Origin of the sequence: Enterocloster clostridioformis (genome assembly GCF_020297485.1) — a bacterium.
Classification (GTDB): domain Bacteria; phylum Bacillota; class Clostridia; order Lachnospirales; family Lachnospiraceae; genus Enterocloster; species Enterocloster clostridioformis.
Genome location: NZ_JAIWZC010000001.1, coordinates 3193415 through 3210862, shown reverse-complemented (window position 1 = coordinate 3210862; position 17448 = coordinate 3193415). Strand labels below are relative to the sequence as shown.

Below are 17448 nucleotides of genomic sequence, written 5' to 3'. Positions count from 1 at the left end.
ATAAGAATTGTCATATCTGAATTCTTACCAAAAAGGAGACATTTTTTTCCAAAGACACAAACTATTTTACACTACCGCAAACAAACGGATAACCAAATATAAAGAGAAATGGTGTGCATAGAAAAATGCCTGCACTCCAAACCGAAATGCAGGCATCGTCCGCACTAAATTTTAGATATTTCACCTGTCTGCTTGACAAGGGGCTGATCAAGATTATGCAGTATACCTGACGGGCATTTGCTTACGCAAATCAGCATATATGTTTTGTGAAATACAGACTATATATACATTTCAAATTGGATGATAACGGACTATTTTGAAGGCCTGTTACGGGTGATACCGGCCATTTCAAAGTCCTTTCGGGTCAGTACTTAATCACATTATAATTCCGGAAAAGCTGTCATCTATTATCATCATACCATTATCATGCCATCATCATTCTGTCGCACTCCATCATCCCTCCGGATCCTTAAAAATAGAAAATCCCGGTGGAAAATAAGTAAACAGCAGAAAACAAATCAATAAAAGAAACACGGCCATGGATGTTACATGGCTGTATTTTTCCAACAGACAGCTCCCTGACAGTCCGCGGTATATGAGAAAGGCCGCAATGACGCAGATGTAAAATATTGTTATATCCACAGCCAAAATGCTATGTCCCAGCGCGCTTGTATAAGAGTAATACAGTACCGGTATCAGGAGCGTTCCCATAAGCAGCCCTGCGTGAAATGCAGATATACGGCAGGCGTCGGTCTCGCCCTTTAAGCTCCATAGTCCAAACAGAAGCATGGGGAAAAACAGCAGTTTCATATGTTCCCAGACAGACTCGTTGACAGGGGCGATAGGGGGATTGCGGCCGGACCAGCGGTAGGTGAAATGGAGAAGGGTCCCCAGTAGGGATACGGACAGAATTCCGGCTATTGTTAGTGAAATATTCATACGCACCTCCTGTTACACTGTATGAAATAGGGACATATGATAGAACATTGGACAAAGAACGAAAGGGATTTTGTTTTCTTTTTGACAAATATTATAAAACAATGTACACTGAAAATATAGTTTAAAGTCAGGAATATGCCTACGGAGGATGACATGCTGAGGGATAATAAGGAGGACGGATTCAGTCCGGGTTCCATGCTGCATTTGTGGACAGCTCAGACAGACGCAGTCCTTGATTGTATCAGGGAGAATGGATTTTCTCAGGTAAAGATGGAATTTATTGACAGGAAGTATGGGGAGAGCGCCTGGGTGTTTAAGGAGGCGTATGGATTTTTCAAACAGAGGGCCGGGCTCTTGGTCAAACCGCCTGAAGGAGCTGAATCTCCTATCTGGCTTTTTTTCGACCGGAGCTGGGTGTATTTGTCCCAGGACAGTTTTCTGCTGGAGCTGTCCATTCCCAGGGAACGAGCGGTCCTGTTTGACCGTGAAAAGTGGCAGAAGGTTCTGAATCTTTCCTATGTGGGAAAGGATCGGGAGGACGAAGCCCGTTTTGAACAAAAGATGAACCAGATGGGTGTGTCTGCTTACTGGGAAGTGTTTCAGTCTCCCTTTTACCCATACTTGAAGTCGGAAATCAAGAAGAGTTGGAACCGTATATTTGACATAGACAATATGGAACAGACAAACCTGGGAGCCGCCGTATGGCAGCTCAGACAGGAGGATGTGGTGGGAATTAATTCCCATTCAGCTTCAGAAGAAAGGGATGGTTTCAGTGGAAAATGAACGAGTGAGGAGAAAGTATTTTAAGGATTTAAACAGAAAGGTTTACATAGAGAGGGCATTGGAAATCATTAGGGACGAGGGGACTGAGGCCATTTCCATACGCAGGATGGCCAAGGAATTTCAGTGCAGCACCACCAGCATGTACCGGTATTTTGAGAATGTGGAAGAGCTGCTCTATTATGCCAACCTGGGGTATCTGGATGAGTATCTGGAAGAGCTGAATATTCACGAGAAGGAGTGGCGTGATATCTGGGACATGCACATTGGCATATGGGAATGCTACTGCCGCATTGCCTTCCGCTATCCTCAGGCTTTCGATATCATATTTTTCAGCTCTGCCAGCCGGAATCTGACCACAGCCATCCGTGAGTACTATGATATGTTTCCGGAACGAATCAATATAGTCAGCCCCTATCTCCAGGTCATGCTCCAGTCCACGGACCTGTTTGAACGCGACATGGTCATGGCGGAGCGCTGCGCCCAGGCGGGCGTCATTACGATGGGGAATGCCATGAAGATGAACCGGATGGTCTGCCTTTTGTATAAGGGGTACCTGAAGGACATCCTGGATTATGGTCTGGAACCGGAAGAAATCGAGGATAAAGTCCAGGAGTTTAAGCGTGATGTGGAAGTCATCGTAGGTATATATGCCAGCGATACCCTGGGCCATGATTACATGGCAAATGCCAGATAAAAAACCATCAGAAACAGAATGAATCGCCGCGGCCGTCAGAAGAGACTTCCGTGGCTCATTTTTTATGAAGCCGGAAAATATGTAATGGGTCAGGAGGATTTGATATGAGCAGAAAAACAGAAAACGGATATTATACGGTTTACACCAGGCAGTCCAAAAAGGTGCTGGAGGAACTGGAAAATACGGGTGTCTACCGGGTAAAGGAGGAGTATATCAGGATGAAAAATGACTCTATTTCAGAGTATTACCTGAGGCTTTACCGGTGGTTCGCCGAGCGGTGCAGGGAGAGAATCGATGTTCCCCAGGGGTGCTCATTTCCCATATGGCTGTCCATGCATGATGAATACAGGCTGAGGAACACAGAGGATACGGTGTGTCTCACGCTCAGGATACCCGGGGAAAAGGTTTATGTCATTTCTGAGTATGCCTGGGGGTTCAGGGTCAATTATATGTATGTGCCGTTTAACCTGGAGGATGAGCGCGCGTTTAACGAGGAGCTGAAACGGTATGGGATTGAGAATGAGATGGCTCTTGTTACAGAGGCGTTTGGCAACTACTATCCCATGCTGAAAAAGAGAATCATAGCCAGCTGGGACCGGGTCTTTGAACTGGAACCTAATTCACCGTCGGACGAATTAGGGGTATGCTTTGAAATACAAAGGGAATGGATACAAAATATTGAGTCCCTTACATGATGCATAAAGTTACCATGGTATTATCCAACAATGTTCTGAAAATCGTCAAAATGCACAAAAAACCTTGCAAACCGGACAGTTAATGTTAAAATATTAAATGTTAATAGCCAGAACTATAGAAAATTTCTATAAGAAAGGAGTAGTTCATTTATGAAACTGGAACTGGGTAATTTTTATGTGAAGGACATCGTTTTTGGTGACAAAACCAAGTATGAGAACGGTATCCTTACGGTAGACAAAGAGGATTGCCTTGCCTTTGTCAAGAGAGACCCACACATCACGGAGGCAGATTTAAGGATAGTAAAGCCTGGCGACATGGTGAGACTGGTACCTGTTAAAGAGGCGGTAGAGTGCAGGGTAAAGGTAAATGGGGACGCACTGTTCCCGGGTTACACAGGACCACTGTCACAGGCTGGAGATGGAAGGACACACTGCCTGAAGGATATGAGCCTTTTGGCTGTTGGAAGTCACTGGGGAGGTTTCCAGGACGGATTGATTGACATGGGAGGGGAAGGCGCTAAATATACATATTTCTCCAAACTTAAGAATCTTGTGCTGGTTGCAGATACAGACGAGGAGTTTGAGAAACGGGAACAGCAGAAGAAAAACAGGGCTATCAGGGAGGCGGTTCACAAACTTGCCGAGTACATTGGTTCCTGTGTAAAGGATATGGAGCCGGAAGAGGTTGAAAGCTACGAGCTGGAACCGGTTATCAGGAGAGCTCCTGAGACGGAAAAGCTTCCATCCGTTGTATACGTGATGCAGCCTCAGTCTCAGATGGAGGAGATGGGTTACAACGACCTCTGCTATGGATGGGACTGCAACCATATGCTTCCCACCTTCATGAATCCCAACGAGGTTTTGGACGGAGCCATGATTTCCGGAAGCTTCATGCCATGCTCTTCTAAGTGGGCAACCTATGATTTCCAGAATTGTCCTGTTATCAAGAGGCTGTACAAGGAGCACGGCAAGACCCTTAACTTCCTGGGTGTCATCATGTCAAACCTGAATGTTGCACTGGAGCAGAAGGAGCGTTCCGCGCTGTTTGTGGCGCAGATTGCGAAATCCCTTGGAGCGGACGCCGCCCTTGTGACTGAGGAAGGCTACGGCAATCCGGACGCTGACTTTACAGGCTGCATCGTGGCTCTGGAGGACGCCGGCGTTAAGACGGTTGGTCTTACAAATGAGTGTACAGGCCGTGACGGCAAGTCCGATCCCCTGGTTTCCATGGATGAGAAGGAAGATGCCATTGTTTCTACCGGTAATGTTTCTGAATTGGTTGAACTTCCGCCAATGCCGGAGGTAATCGGCGAGCTGGAAGCCCTTGCAAGGGATGGTCTGTCAGGAGGCTGGGCCGGGGATGAGATTTTAGGGCCGTCTGTCAGGCCGGATGGATCCATCATCATGGAAAACAACGCCATGTTCTGCGGAGACCAGATTATCGGCTGGTCCACCAAGACTGTCAGGGAATTTTAAGGAAAATCAGTGAAAGGAGTTTCGTTATGAAGAACGTTATCTGTTATATCAATCAGTTCTTCGCGGGCATTGGCGGAGAAGACAAGGCTGATTACGAACCGGAAGTCAGAGACGGCGTCATGGGACCCACAGCAGCCATTAACCAGATGCTGGCAGAGATTGACGCCCGGGTTACCACAACCATTATCTGTGGTGACAACTTTATGAGCACACACAGAGATGAAGCCATTGAAAGGATTCTGACCGCATTAAAGGGCAGGGAGTTTGATCTTTTCCTGGCCGGACCGGCCTTCCAGGCAGGCCGCTACGGTGTTGCCTGCGGCGAGATTGGAAAGGCGGTTTCCGCCAAGTTCGGCGTACCGGTCATCACATCCATGCACGCGGAGAACCCCGGCGTTGAGATGTTTAAGAAGGATATGTACATCATGATGGGCAGCCATTCCGCAGCCAGCATGAAGAAGGATGCAGGCGCCATGGTAAAGCTGGCTGATAAGCTGTTAAAGGGCCAGACACCGGAGGGACCGGACGCAGAAGGGTATTATGCAAGAGGAATCCGGCATCAGGTATGGCGTGAGGACGGCGTGGCGGCAGCAGACCGCGCAGTGGATATGCTCATTGCCAAGGCTACAGGACAGCCCTATCAGTCTGAGCTGATTATTCCTAAGAAGGACCTGGTACCCATTGCACCGGCTCTTAAGGACTTAAAGCATGCCAGGATTGCATTGGCCAACACCGGCGGTATTGTTCCTGTGGACAATCCGGACAGGATTCAGTCCGCATCTGCAACACGCTGGGGCAGATATGACATCTCCAAGTTGGACCGCTTAGAGAGCGGTGAGTTTAAGACAATCCACGCGGGCTTTGACCCGGCGGCTGCCAACGCGGACCCCAACGTCATCATGCCTGTGGATGTTATGAGGGAATTCCTGAATGAGGGCAAATATGGTTCCCTCCACGATTATTTCTATTCAACCGTAGGAACCGGAACCACACAGGGAGAGGCCAGAAGAATGGCCAAGGAAATCATACCGCTTCTGAAGGAGGACCATGTGGACGCCGTTATCATGGTCTCCACCTGAGGGACCTGTACTCGTTGCGGGTCAACGATGGTAAAAGAATTTGAGCGCGCAGGCTTCCCTGTTGTACTTATGTGTAACCTTCTTCCGGTTGCCCAGACGGTTGGTGTAAATCGTATGGTTCCAACCATATCCATACCATATCCTCTCGGCAATCCTTCCACCTCCAGGGAGGAGCAGCATCTGCTCCGCCGATCCAGAGTGGAGGCAGCGCTGGATGCTCTGGCTACAGATATTAAAAAGCAGACGATTTTCAAAGTAGAAATCTAGGATACAGGGCGGTACGAAATACGGTTCTGTATGCCATGAGTGATGAGTGGCTTTGTGTGCCGCCTGGCAGGGGGGCCTGTCAGGCGGCATTTGTATTTGCTTGAGAGCTTTTGTTTGGCTGTCCAGAATCATTCTGCCGGCTATCCGCATGCTTTTAGGAGAAGGAGAGGGCCTATATGAAAGACAAAAATCAGGTATTCGTAGTTTCATTAGCAATAACCATTATCATGGCAATATGGGCGGTTGCCTTTAATGCCAACTTTACAGTTGTTTCAAATTCGGCATATTCATTTCTGACCAATAATTTCGGCTGGCTTTATCTTATGGCCATGACCGCATTTGTTATTTTTTCAGTTGCCATTGCTTTCAGCAAATGGGGAAAGATTAAGCTTGGACCGGATGACTCCAAGCCGGAATATTCCACCGTATCCTGGTTTGCCATGCTGTTTGGGGCAGGCATGGGAGTGGGTCTGGTATTCTGGGGAATCTCTGAGCCGCTGGCACATTTCTCAAACCCGATTCCCGGAATTGAGGCCGGTACGGAAGCTGCCGCAAACTTTGCCATACGTTCCAGCTATATGCACTGGGGACTTCATCCGTGGGCAAACTACTGCATCATTGGACTGGGTCTTGCCTATTTCCAGTTCCGCAAGGGAAAACCGGGCCTTATCAGCTCCATATTTGAACCCCTTATCGGTGAAAAGGGAATCAACGGATGGGTGGGAAAGACCATCGACGTACTGGCGGTGTTCGCCACTGTTGCGGGTGTTGTTACTTCCCTTGGACTGGGCGTCATGCAGATTAATGCAGGACTTAACTACCTGTTTGGCATTCCGACGACCCTGGTGATTCAAATTATTATCATTGCGGTAATAAGCGTTATCTATATCTGGTCTGCTGTTGACGGCATCAGCCGCGGTATTAAGATCATTTCCGACGCTAACTTATATATTGCCATTGGCCTGATCACTGTTACATTCCTGGTAGGGCCAAAACTTGAGATTCTTAACAACCTGACAAACGGACTGGGGCAGTATCTGCAGAACTTTTTTGGGGACAGCCTCATGATTAACAATTACGGTGACAATAACTGGGTTGGAGCATGGAGGGTGTTCTACTGGGCATGGTGGATTGCATGGGCTCCATTTGTGGGATCGTTCATTGCCCGTATCTCCAAGGGCAGGACGATTCGGGAATTCATCGCAGGCGTGGTGCTGGCACCGGCTCTGGGGTCCATTCTCTGGTTTGCCATTATGGGAAGCCTGGGTCTGCATTTGGGTATGGACGGTACGCTTTCCGTTGCCCAGCTGGCGGATATTGCAAGCAAGCCTGAGACGGGACTGTTCATTGTTATGGGCAAGTACCCTCTGGGAATGATTCTGTGCGTGGTATCCCTCATACTGTTGTGTACATTCTTCATTACCTCGGCAAACTCCGGTACCTTTGTGCTTGCCATGTTCTCCTCCAAGGGAGACTTAAATCCCAAGAACGGAAGAAAGGTGCTGTGGGGCGTTGTACAGTCTCTTCTGGCTGTGGGACTTCTGATTGCGGGAGGATTAAAACCCCTTCAGACCATTTCACTTGCAGCGGCATTCCCCTTTATATTCATTATGCTGTTTGCGGGGGCGGCCCTTGTTAAGGCATTGATGAAAGAGAAATAGTTGTGTGTTGAGAATATCATATAAAATATTCGCGGGCCCGGAGCCCGCGGAGTAAGATTATGTGTCCTGGAAGCTGCCTTTTATATGGAGGGCCGGCTTTCAGGACACGTTTGCTTTGGGGATGGGGAGAAGGCGGGGGTGGGTGAAAGAAGGAATTGACATTTGAGTTAGTCAATGCTAATCTTATTGTATAAACCATTCATCGAAACCATTTATCAGCTAATCAAAAGGGAGATGATATTATGTCAACAGCTATTATATGCGCTGTCCTGATTGTCATTGCAATCATTGGAATCAAGAGCTATGCCAAAAAACTAACCTCCGGGTGCTGCGGAGCCTCCTCCCAGCCATCGGTGAAAAAAATCAAAGTCAGGGATAAGGATAAATCACACTATCCCTATTCACGGATTCTCAAGGTGGACGGCATGTCCTGCGGTAATTGTGCCTGCCATGTGGAAAACGCCCTCAACAGCCTGGAAGGGGTGTGGGCCCAGGTGGACCTGGAAAAGGGCGAGGCCCTGGTGCGGATGAAACAGGAGCATGGTAACAATGAGCTCAAACAGGCTGTTAAGGACGCGGGATACGTGGTTTATAATATAGAAGAAAGTTCTGAGCTTTCAAACAGGTAAATAAAGCTCTTCCTCTGTTTCGTCCGTCCGTTTGATACCATTGTATCCGCTAATAAGAAAAAATACAAGTCAGAAGGTCTGCCGCTTTCCGGGTCCGCATCCCAGGCCTTTCCAGGTCCGCTTACCAGGTGGTTGTTTTCCAATATGGGGCAGTGTATAATTAGGGAAATACCCACAGGGAGGGGAAACATCTATGGCTTTGGAAGAACTGAATACATCAGAGGACCGGAAAAGAGCATTGCGCCGGGAGATAAAAGCTGCGGTTGCGGCGCTGGATAAAGGGTATACAAAGGAGGCGGACCTTCAAATATTCCGGCATGTGGCCGGTCTGCCGGAATATGAACAGGCGGGCACCCTGTTCTGCTTTGTGGGAACCAGCAGTGAGATTGATACAGCGCCCATACTGGAGGATGCCTTAAGGAGGGGAAAACGGGTGGGGGTTCCCAGGTGCATCTCCAGAGGGATTATGGAAGTACGTGAAATCAGGAGCCTTCGGGATTTGGAGGCAGGAAAATACGGTATAATGGAACCGGGAGCACATGCTCCGGTTATACAGGCGGAGGAAATCAATCTGGCCATTGTGCCATGCATGTCATGCAGCCACGACGGCAGGCGGCTGGGGTACGGCGGCGGGTACTATGACCGCTATCTGGGCAGGACCCGGGCCGTGAAGGCAGTCATATGCAGGGAACGGATCATGCGCGCGGACATACCTGTGGAGCCCCACGACCAGATGATGGATATGGTGATATCGGAAAAAGGAGTCAGGCGGTTGGTGGGTCAGTGAAATGGCACTCATCCGGCCGGGAAGAATACATTGTTTCATATTATATGTCACAGACCAGCAGTATCTTCCCTCTAACTTTATAAAAGGAGGCAGAAAGCTATGGAGGGCTGGAAAAGTATGATATGGAAGGGCTGGTTGACCTGGCAGTGTCAGGGAACAGAGACGCATTGGAGGTTGGGGGATGTGCAGGACATGGTGTTTAACCTGAAAACATGACATACAGATGTCATTTTATATGTGGTATAATTCTTAAGGAAAGTATCAGATTCAGAGCGACAAAAAAATGAACAGCTTATGCAAAAGATAAACTGCTCTGAATGTGATTCTTTCCAATTGTACCAAGTCGCGGAACTTTAGCCATAGGCTGTATGGGGATAGTATTTCCCCAGGGAAGCTTAAAATAGTGGATTATGGTGGTCTGCAATGCAGAAGCAGGACGATTTTAGCTGTATCCCATATTTTTGGGTATGCTTCGCAGACCTCCCGATGGCAGGTCTTAAAAAATATATAGGAAAGCAGCCTGTCAGGAAGAAGGAACATGACACCTTCCCAGCTGTTTCATGGCTGTATGACCACATTCAGGACACACACAGATATCGAAATTCCAGACTGCTTTTAAAAGCTCTGCCAGGGACATTCCGGCGTAACGCTGCTTGAAACGCTGTCCATTCTGAAGCTTAAAGATAACCTTCAGATTCTTATATTTCATCCGATTGTTCAGAAAACCATAATAGCGTATTTTCTGAAAGCCGGAAGGCAGCACATGCATCAGGTAACGGCGTATAAACTCCGTGTTGCCAAGAGTAATCTGACGTTTTGGTTCACCCGGCTTTTTTCCACGGGCAGAGAATGTTACCGTATCTTCCGTAACAGAAAGGATCCTGCTGTTAGAGATGGCGATTTTGTGGATGTAGCGTCCAAGGTATTCAATGACATTGCCGAAGCCGTTGAAGGTTTTCTTGATGTAGGGGCACCAGTCCATTTCATAAAGCTTATTTTTAAATTCCTTCCAGTGGTAAGAATTACGCAGGTTTTCACAGGAGGATGAAAAGTTAAGGGAGCCGCTTTCATAAAGGGAGACAAGGTGTGCCATATATTTCCCCTTAAACTTATCCCGCAGGACCTCCGTACGGATAAAAAACTTAGATGAGGATTTACGGATTTTTCCATCTCCGGTAAGCCCGCCGCCGGAAACAATGCAGTGCATATGTACATGGTAATCCAGCTCCTGATTCCAAGTATGAAGTACTTGGATAATCCCGGGTGTTGCCCCGAGCCACTTCTTATCAGCAGATAATTCCAGAAGTGTTTCGGCGCAGCATCTGTGAAGAAGTCCATACAGAAGCTTCTGGTTGCAGTAAATGAGGGGATTTAATTCATGTGGAAGTGTAAACACTACATGAAAATAGGGTGAATCAATGACCTCAGCACTGCGTTTATCTACCCAGATTTCTTTCTTCACAGCCTGACAGTTGGGGCAGTTGCGGTTGCGGCAGGAATTATTGTGGACTTCCACATGCCCACAGTCGGTACACTGACTTAAGTTGACACCAAGCCTTCCGGATTTGCAGTTTAAGATGGCTCGGGCGGCTTTGCGTTGGACATCCGACTGATAGTGCCCCGGTGCTGAGAAAGCTTCATAGGACTGCTCAAATATCTGCCTGATTTTGTAATCACTCATGGTATTCACCTGCCAATCGGTCAAAAGGGCTGACGGCATTGCGGATGGCATTACCGGAAAGATGGACATAAATAGTGGTGGAAGACAAAGATTTATGTCCCATAAGCGCTTTTATGGTAAGCAGGTCGGTTCCGTTTTCATACAGATGGGTACCAAAAGCATGACGAAAGGAATGACAGGTAAGCCTGCGTTCCCATCCGAGCCTGTCCTCATGGGCATGGATGTGTCTTGAAAGGAAGAATGTGTCGATGGGTCTGTCCTCGCCACTTTGCTTTGGAAAAAGAAAGCCTTTTGGTCTGCCGTATTCAAACCAGTAGCGTGTCAGCAGGTCAAGTGCCGCTTTAGAAAGAATGGCATAGCGGTCATTCCTGTTTTTGGAGTGTGTGATGTGAAGCCGCATGTTTTTGCGGTCAACATCCTCGTAACGCAGACGGCATACTTCACCGATACGAAGCCCTGAGGAATACATGAGTGTAACCATAGTCTTCTGCTTTAAATCAGGTATGGAAGAAATAAACTGCCATGTTTCCTGTTTCGAGGGAACATAGGGAAGGTACTCGTCAAACTTACGCATGGGAAGCTGTGTGTCATCCCATGTTTTGTGAAGAACATACATGGTGAAAAAGCGCAGTTGTGAAATGGCACAGTTGATGGTGCGGTCAGAAAGGTCTCTGGATTTCTGTAGCCATTTGATGTAGTCACGAAGTTCATCCCAGGAAACATCTTCTGGCGATTTGTGAAGAACATTTGCGAGGTAATCCAGATACGCCCGGATGTAAGTACAGTAATTTTTAAGGGTATGGTCGGTAAGACCGCGAAGGGAAATCATTTCCCTGAAAGAATTTAAATATTTGTCCATAGTAAAATCTCCTTTGAAATGCAATAAAAACAGTAGTTACATTTCAAAAAGAGGTGGTGGACGAGTAAAAAAATAAGATATATAGTTGTTGAGTTTAGAAATCCATGATAACATAAGCATAGCAGTTCTTAAAGTTATGAAGTTGTTTGGTGTGGTAACTTAACAATACATCATAAATTTAAAAACTGCTATTTTTTATAAAAAAAGTGGTGGTTTTATGTACCTTGGGCTAGCCGTCGCACTAGCGACTTGGTACAATCGTGAAATGACAGATATATGAGATGTATGATATGGAGGGCTATCATGAGGGGCTTTCATCATGGGCGGCGCTGTCCCGCTTCGTCCTCCGTCAGAATGAAAGGAAGGTACGCAATGACATGGATGGAGGTATACCCGGCTCACAGGCAGCCGGACATGGAGCAAATCGGAAGATATATAGCAAGTCCCTACTGGCAGCAGCTTTTGGCCTGGCTGGAGGACACATTTCATATATCCCCCAGGATTGAGTACAGCAGATGCTCCATGCAGGGAGGATGGAACGTAAAGTATAAGAAGGGATCCAGGGCGGTCTGCACATTGTATCCTGAGGAAGGGTATTTTATCTGCATGGTGTCGGTGGGGGCAAAGGAAGCCCCGGAGGCAGAACTGGCACTTAACGGCTGTACTGCTTATGTCCGTCAGTTGTATCATGATACCGCTCCTTTTAATGGGGGAAGATGGATGATGATAGAGGTAAGGGACGGGGACGTACTGGAGGATGTGAAGGAATTGATTGGAATTCGGATGCGGAAGAAACGGAGTGTTTAAGTTTATAGTGCGGCGGAGGCAGCAGGAAGAGGCGGGGAAATAAATCCCCCCCTTCTCTTTATTTATTATAGGAAAGTCCTTGCTGAAACGAAGTTATGTAAACTAATGATTCTGCCAAAGGAGGGTATAGAAAACAGACGGTGGTTTAGAACAGGTCGATATAGAACCCTTCTTCCCATCCATCATCGTCGAGGTCGTCATCTTCAGTTAAAAAGTAATGCATATCCAATAAATCAGAATCGGTCATATTTCTGACCAGTTTGGGTGTCATTCCTTCTGGAGGATTTTTGATGTATTTTTGTCTGAGTTCATCCACATATCTTTGATTCATTTGCAACTGCCTCCCATCTGTAATAAATGTAGTATGAAGCAGATGGGAGAGAAAGTCAAGCAGAGCGGGACCGGGGATAAAGGCCATGCCTTATCCTTGTCCTTTTGTATAATTCATCCAGAGGAACCCGTTCATGTTTATGGTACAGCTCTAGAAAGACCATTTCATGTCTGCAGTTTGGGCATTGCAGGGGGTCGTACCCCATGGTAAGAAGGAAAAGCTTACGCCAGGTGTTGAAATCGAGGAGAATCCTGTGTTTGGATTTTGGGACTGCTTTATGGAGCTGATTGTCAATCTCCCGGTGTCTGGCATAAAGCCCATAGTACCGGGTCATCTTGAAGTTTTTTTCAGGTATATGCAGAATGAGCAGCTTAATGAAATCAATGGCGGGAAGAGTCTTTTTTACAAAAGAGTTGTCTTCATGCTTATTGTAATGGAAAGTCACCATCTCCCCATCGTAGGAATCAATCCTGGAAAGAGCAATGACAGGGCGGCCAAGATAACGGCTGACATATTTAATAATGGATTTTGGGTCGCAAAGATTGGGCTTGGCATAAACGTAGAATCCATTTCTGTCCCTATGGTAAACGGCGGCTTTCATCTTTTTAAAAGAGGGACCGATGCGTTTTTCCAGTTTATTTAACAAAACAGTCTGAAAGGATTTACGGAGGTAGGAATAATTGAAATATGTGACCTTGCGCCAGACACCATCATCAGAAAACCCGCCTTCGGTAAGGAGACAGTGGATGTGTGGATTCCAACCGAGAGGGCGACCGAAGGTATGAAGGACACAGATAAACCCAGGGACAAAGTTTTTGGATTTGTTCAGGGAGAAAAAATATTCTTTGATGACATCAGAAACAGCCTCGAAAAGGCAGTTAAGCAGAGTGCGGTCTTCGAGGAAAAAGCGGCGGAGGGATTCGTCAATGGTGAAGACGAGATGGCGATGGGTACACTGTATTAATTTAAAAGACATAGCGGTAGACCTGTCATTGGAATACTTAGCGCCGCAGGAGGGGCAAAACTTGGAGTGGCAGCGGAAAGGAACGAACTTGAGGTTACCGCAATGGGGACAGCCATACATGGCGCCACCATAAGAAGGATCCCCGCAGTTAATGACCTTATCAATGTTTTCCATGACGACAGGTCTGGGTTTTATATCGTATTCAATGATTTCGTAATAGTCTCTGAGCATCTTCTGAATCACATTCATGAGATTATTATGGAATAAAATGACGCAAAAAACAAGCCCTAATTCCCCTCATGAATGAGGGGCTAGGGGAGTTGAGGTGCCGAAGGCACTTTCTTGTATTATAGGGTGCGCCCAGCTAAGGGCTTGAAATTTAGTGGGTGAGAGTCCCACGGTGTAAGGTACAAGCTATACCGCATCAAGCGAGTCTTGGGTGGACAGCAGCGATGTTGCCTGCTAAGCGTAGACAGCGGGATTGCAGGGCATAGCCGTATATAGCTTCGATATTAAAATGAAATTGGGAAGGCAGAAGTGCTCCTATACACTGAAAGCAACACAGCTGTAGTCGTTAAGAGCGAGAATGCAGCTGCTTCCCCGGGGTTTTAAGGCTGGTCATGTAATCAAGGATTTTAAGTCAACTGGGGAGGTCTGCCAGGCTCCGGGCAGGTTGCGTAAGCCCGGTATACGGAACAACGGTAGAAAGGAGAACCGTAAATGGCCGGCAGAAGTCGGATGGCCGAATAGTACACAGCAAAAAAAAGCGGTGGAAGTCGAGAGAGACCTGTCCTCGCAGGTCAGCCATGCAAAGTCATATCAAAGAGGAAACATAATCTGTACGCAGAGACAGGAGAAATTATGGAAACGAAATTGGCGAGAATATCACAGTTGTCAAGCGAACATCCGGAAATGGTATTTACGTCCATAGGGCATCTGATTAATAAAGAGTTACTGAAAGAATGCCACAAGGAGATGGATGGAAAGAAAGCGGTAGGAATTGATGGAATTACCAAAGAGGACTACGAAGTAAATTTGGAAGAAAACTTAGATGAATTAATCAGGAAAATGAAGAAGAAGGCATACAAGCCCAAACCGGCAAAACGGGTGGAAATACCAAAAGAAAATGGAAAGACCCGCCCGCTCAGTATATCCTGCTATGAGGATAAGTTAGTACAGGAAGCGCTAAGGCGAATACTGGAAGCAGTGTTCGAGCCCCATTTCTACGAAGAAATGATGGGATTCCGCCCAGGAAGGAACTGCCACATGGCATTAAGGAGACTGAATGGGATGCTGGAAAGGGAAAAGACGAATTGGGTGCTGGACGCAGACATTAAAGGGTTTTTCGACCATTTAGACCATGAATGGATAGTAAAGTTCATAGAATCGCGGATAAAAGACCCGACCATTATCAGACTGGTAAGACGGATGCTGAAAGCGGGAATCATGAGAGATTTCAGATATGAGGAGACAGAAGAAGGGGCAGGCCAAGGCTCGGACTGCTCCCCGGTCATAGCCAATATATATATGCACTATGTGCTGATATGGTGGTTCAGGGAGAAAGTACAGCCAGTGATGAGAGGATATGCGGGGCTGGTAGTCTATGCGGATGATTTTGTGGGATGCTTCCAATATAAATCAGATGCAGAAATATTTTATGAACACTTAAAGCGCAGAATGAAGTACTTTGGACTAGAATTGGAGGAAAGCAAGACAAGGTTGATTGAATCTGGCCGATTCGCAGAAAGTAACCGGAAAGACCGGGGAAAAGGGAGGCCGGAGACGTTCACATTCCTGGGATTCACGCATTACTGTTCGCATGGCAGGACGGGAAAGTTCAGAGTAAAGAGGAAAACCAGTAAGAAAAAGCTTGCAAAGAAAAGCAGGGAAATAAACGCCATGATAAGAGACATGAGGTTTCTGGAGATAAACAGGATAGTAAAGAAACTAAATGAAGTACTGACTGGTTATTATCATTATTACGGAATTACTGACAATTCAAGAAGCCTGAACTCATTCAATAATGTGGTATGGTTTAGGTTATTCTACTGGCTGAACAGAAGAAGTCAGAGAAGGAGCTATACGAAGGAAGGATATAAGGAACTAATGAGACAGTTCCCGCTTGTGCGGCCACGTATTTATGTCAGTATATACGGATAACTGTAGATGTATTAGCTTTGCAGGGAGCCGGATGCGGGAAAGCTGCATGTCCGGTTCTGAGAGGGGTAAGCCCTGTAAGGGGCTTACCTACTTACCAAAGTCCTTGCTGAAATAAAGTTATGTAAACTAATGATTCTGCCAAAGGAGGGTATAGAAAACAGACGGTGATTTAGAACAGGTCGATATAGAACCCTTCTTCCCATCCATCATCGTCGAGGTCGTCATCTTCAGTTAAAAAGTAATGCATATCCAATAAATCAGAATCGGTCATATTTCTGACCAGTTTGGGTGTCATTCCTTCTGGAGGATTTTTGATGTATTTTTGTCTGAGTTCATCCACATATCTTTGATTCATTTGCAACTGCCTCCCATCTGTAATAAATGTAGTATGAAGCAGATGGGAGAGAAAGTCAAGCAGAGCGGGACCGGGGATAAAGGCCATGCCTTATCCTTGTCCTTTTGTATAATTCATCCAGAGGAACCCGTTCATGTTTATGGTACAGCTCTAGAAAGACCATTTCATGTCTGCAGTTTGGGCATTGCAGGGGGTCGTACCCCATGGTAAGAAGGAAAAGCTTACGCCAGGTGTTGAAATCGAGGAGAATCCTGTGTTTGGATTTTGGGACTGCTTTATGGAGCTGATTGTCAATCTCCCGGTGTCTGGCATAAAGCCCATAGTACCGGGTCATCTTGAAGTTTTTTTCAGGTATATGCAGAATGAGCAGCTTAATGAAATCAATGGCGGGAAGAGTCTTTTTTACAAAAGAGTTGTCTTCATGCTTATTGTAATGGAAAGTCACCATCTCCCCATCGTAGGAATCAATCCTGGAAAGAGCAATGACAGGGCGGCCAAGATAACGGCTGACATAATTAATAATGGATTCTGGGTCGCAAAGATTGGGCTTGGCATAAACGTAGAATCCATTTCTGTCCCTATGGTAAACGGCGGCTTTCATCTTTTTAAAAGAGGGACCGATGCGTTTTTCCAGTTTATTTAACAAAACAGTCTGAAAGGATTTACGGAGGTAGGAATAATTGAAATATGTGACCTTGCGCCAGACACCATCATCAGAAAACCCGCCTTCGGTAAGGAGACAGTGGATGTGTGGATTCCAACCGGGAGGGCGACCGAAGGTATGAAGGACACAGATAAACCCAGGGACAAAGTTTTTGGATTTGTTCAGGGAGAAAAAATATTCTTTGATGACATCAGAAACAGCCTCGAAAAGGCAGTTAAGCAGAGTGCGGTCTTCGAGGAAAAAGCGGCGGAGGGATTCGTCAATGGTGAAGACGAGATGGCGATGGGTACACTGTATTAATTTAAAAGACATAGCGGTAGACCTGTCATTGGAATACTTAGCGCCGCAGGAGGGGCAAAACTTGGAGTGGCAGCGGAAAGGAACGAACTTGAGGTTACCGCAATGGGGACAGCCATACATGGCGCCACCATAAGAAGGATCCCCGCAGTTAATGACCTTATCAATGTTTTCCATGACGACAGGTCTGGGTTTTATATCGTATTCAATGATTTCGTAATAGTCTCTGAGCATCTTCTGAATCACATTCATGAGATTATTATGGAATAAAATGACGCAAAAAACAAGCCCTAATTCCCCTCATGAGTGAGGGGCTAGGG

Annotated in this window: 17 protein-coding genes; 10 read left to right on the top strand and 7 right to left on the bottom strand. The window is 46.5% G+C overall.

Going from position 1 to position 17448, the window contains the following annotated elements:
• Positions 1-453: 453 nt before the first annotated feature.
• A complete protein-coding gene (locus tag LA360_RS16310; RefSeq protein ID WP_089774753.1) occupies positions 454-939 on the bottom strand; it encodes a DUF6512 family protein in 486 nt (161 codons plus the stop codon).
• A 153-nt stretch (positions 940-1092) separates the two neighbouring features.
• Between LA360_RS16310 and LA360_RS16305 the strand changes: the two genes are divergently transcribed.
• The 8 genes from LA360_RS16305 (at position 1093) to LA360_RS16270 (ending at position 9010) form a co-directional block, all read left to right on the top strand.
• On the top strand, positions 1093-1722 hold the full coding sequence (locus LA360_RS16305; protein WP_022200778.1) for a DUF3841 domain-containing protein: 630 nt from the start codon (positions 1093-1095) through the stop codon (positions 1720-1722).
• Positions 1703-2416, top strand: a complete 714-nt coding sequence (locus tag LA360_RS16300; RefSeq protein ID WP_022200777.1) for a TetR/AcrR family transcriptional regulator — start codon at positions 1703-1705, stop codon at positions 2414-2416. The genes LA360_RS16305 and LA360_RS16300 overlap by 20 nt, the downstream gene beginning before the upstream one ends.
• Positions 2417-2520: 104 nt before the next feature.
• A complete protein-coding gene (locus LA360_RS16295) occupies positions 2521-3111 on the top strand; it encodes a DUF3841 domain-containing protein (protein ID WP_089774751.1) in 591 nt (196 codons plus the stop codon).
• Positions 3112-3261: 150 nt separating this feature from the next.
• Complete coding sequence (locus LA360_RS16290; RefSeq protein ID WP_022200775.1) at positions 3262-4587, top strand: glycine/sarcosine/betaine reductase component B subunit; 1326 nt, start codon at positions 3262-3264, stop codon at positions 4585-4587.
• A gap of 26 nt (positions 4588-4613) precedes the next feature.
• Positions 4614-5933: a glycine/betaine/sarcosine/D-proline family reductase selenoprotein B gene (locus LA360_RS16285; protein ID WP_089774749.1), complete on the top strand. Its 1320-nt coding sequence runs from the start codon at positions 4614-4616 to the stop codon at positions 5931-5933.
• A 176-nt stretch (positions 5934-6109) separates the two neighbouring features.
• Positions 6110-7594, top strand: coding sequence for a glycine betaine uptake BCCT transporter (locus LA360_RS16280; protein WP_022200773.1), 1485 nt, complete (start codon positions 6110-6112; stop codon positions 7592-7594).
• A gap of 242 nt (positions 7595-7836) precedes the next feature.
• A complete protein-coding gene (locus LA360_RS16275) occupies positions 7837-8223 on the top strand; it encodes a heavy-metal-associated domain-containing protein (RefSeq protein ID WP_022200772.1) in 387 nt (128 codons plus the stop codon).
• A gap of 193 nt (positions 8224-8416) precedes the next feature.
• Entirely contained in the window at positions 8417-9010 is a 594-nt protein-coding gene (locus LA360_RS16270; protein WP_089774747.1) for a 5-formyltetrahydrofolate cyclo-ligase, read from the top strand.
• 523 nt (positions 9011-9533) lie between these two features.
• Here LA360_RS16270 and LA360_RS16265 read toward each other — a convergent pair.
• Both LA360_RS16265 and LA360_RS16260 read right to left on the bottom strand, forming a co-directional pair.
• Positions 9534-10691 carry an IS91 family transposase gene (locus LA360_RS16265; RefSeq protein ID WP_112481418.1) on the bottom strand — a complete coding sequence of 386 codons (1158 nt, stop codon included), beginning with the start codon at positions 10689-10691 and terminating at the stop codon, positions 9534-9536.
• Positions 10684-11550, bottom strand: coding sequence for a tyrosine-type recombinase/integrase (locus LA360_RS16260; RefSeq protein ID WP_112481419.1), 867 nt, complete (start codon positions 11548-11550; stop codon positions 10684-10686). Before LA360_RS16260 ends, LA360_RS16265 begins: the two co-directional genes overlap by 8 nt.
• A 372-nt stretch (positions 11551-11922) precedes the next feature.
• Between LA360_RS16260 and LA360_RS16255 the strand changes: the two genes are divergently transcribed.
• A complete protein-coding gene (locus tag LA360_RS16255; RefSeq protein WP_170321118.1) occupies positions 11923-12357 on the top strand; it encodes a DUF3788 domain-containing protein in 435 nt (144 codons plus the stop codon).
• A gap of 145 nt (positions 12358-12502) precedes the next feature.
• Here LA360_RS16255 and LA360_RS16250 read toward each other — a convergent pair whose 3' ends face one another.
• Positions 12503-12688, bottom strand: a complete 186-nt coding sequence (locus LA360_RS16250; RefSeq protein WP_009295925.1) for a hypothetical protein — start codon at positions 12686-12688, stop codon at positions 12503-12505.
• Positions 12689-12743: 55 nt separating this feature from the next.
• Positions 12744-13847 (bottom strand): IS91 family transposase, encoded by a 1104-nt coding sequence (locus LA360_RS32175; protein WP_442345930.1) that lies wholly within the window; start codon positions 13845-13847, stop codon positions 12744-12746.
• A gap of 666 nt (positions 13848-14513) precedes the next feature.
• Between LA360_RS32175 and ltrA the strand changes: the two genes are divergently transcribed.
• Positions 14514-15812: a group II intron reverse transcriptase/maturase gene (gene ltrA, locus LA360_RS16230; RefSeq protein ID WP_112481811.1), complete on the top strand. Its 1299-nt coding sequence runs from the start codon at positions 14514-14516 to the stop codon at positions 15810-15812.
• A 169-nt stretch (positions 15813-15981) separates the two neighbouring features.
• Here ltrA and LA360_RS16225 read toward each other — a convergent pair whose 3' ends face one another.
• Entirely contained in the window at positions 15982-16167 is a 186-nt protein-coding gene (locus LA360_RS16225) for a hypothetical protein (RefSeq protein WP_009295925.1), read from the bottom strand.
• A gap of 55 nt (positions 16168-16222) precedes the next feature.
• A complete protein-coding gene (locus tag LA360_RS32170) occupies positions 16223-17326 on the bottom strand; it encodes an IS91 family transposase (RefSeq protein WP_465245345.1) in 1104 nt (367 codons plus the stop codon).
• Between the last annotated feature and the right edge of the window lie 122 nt (positions 17327-17448).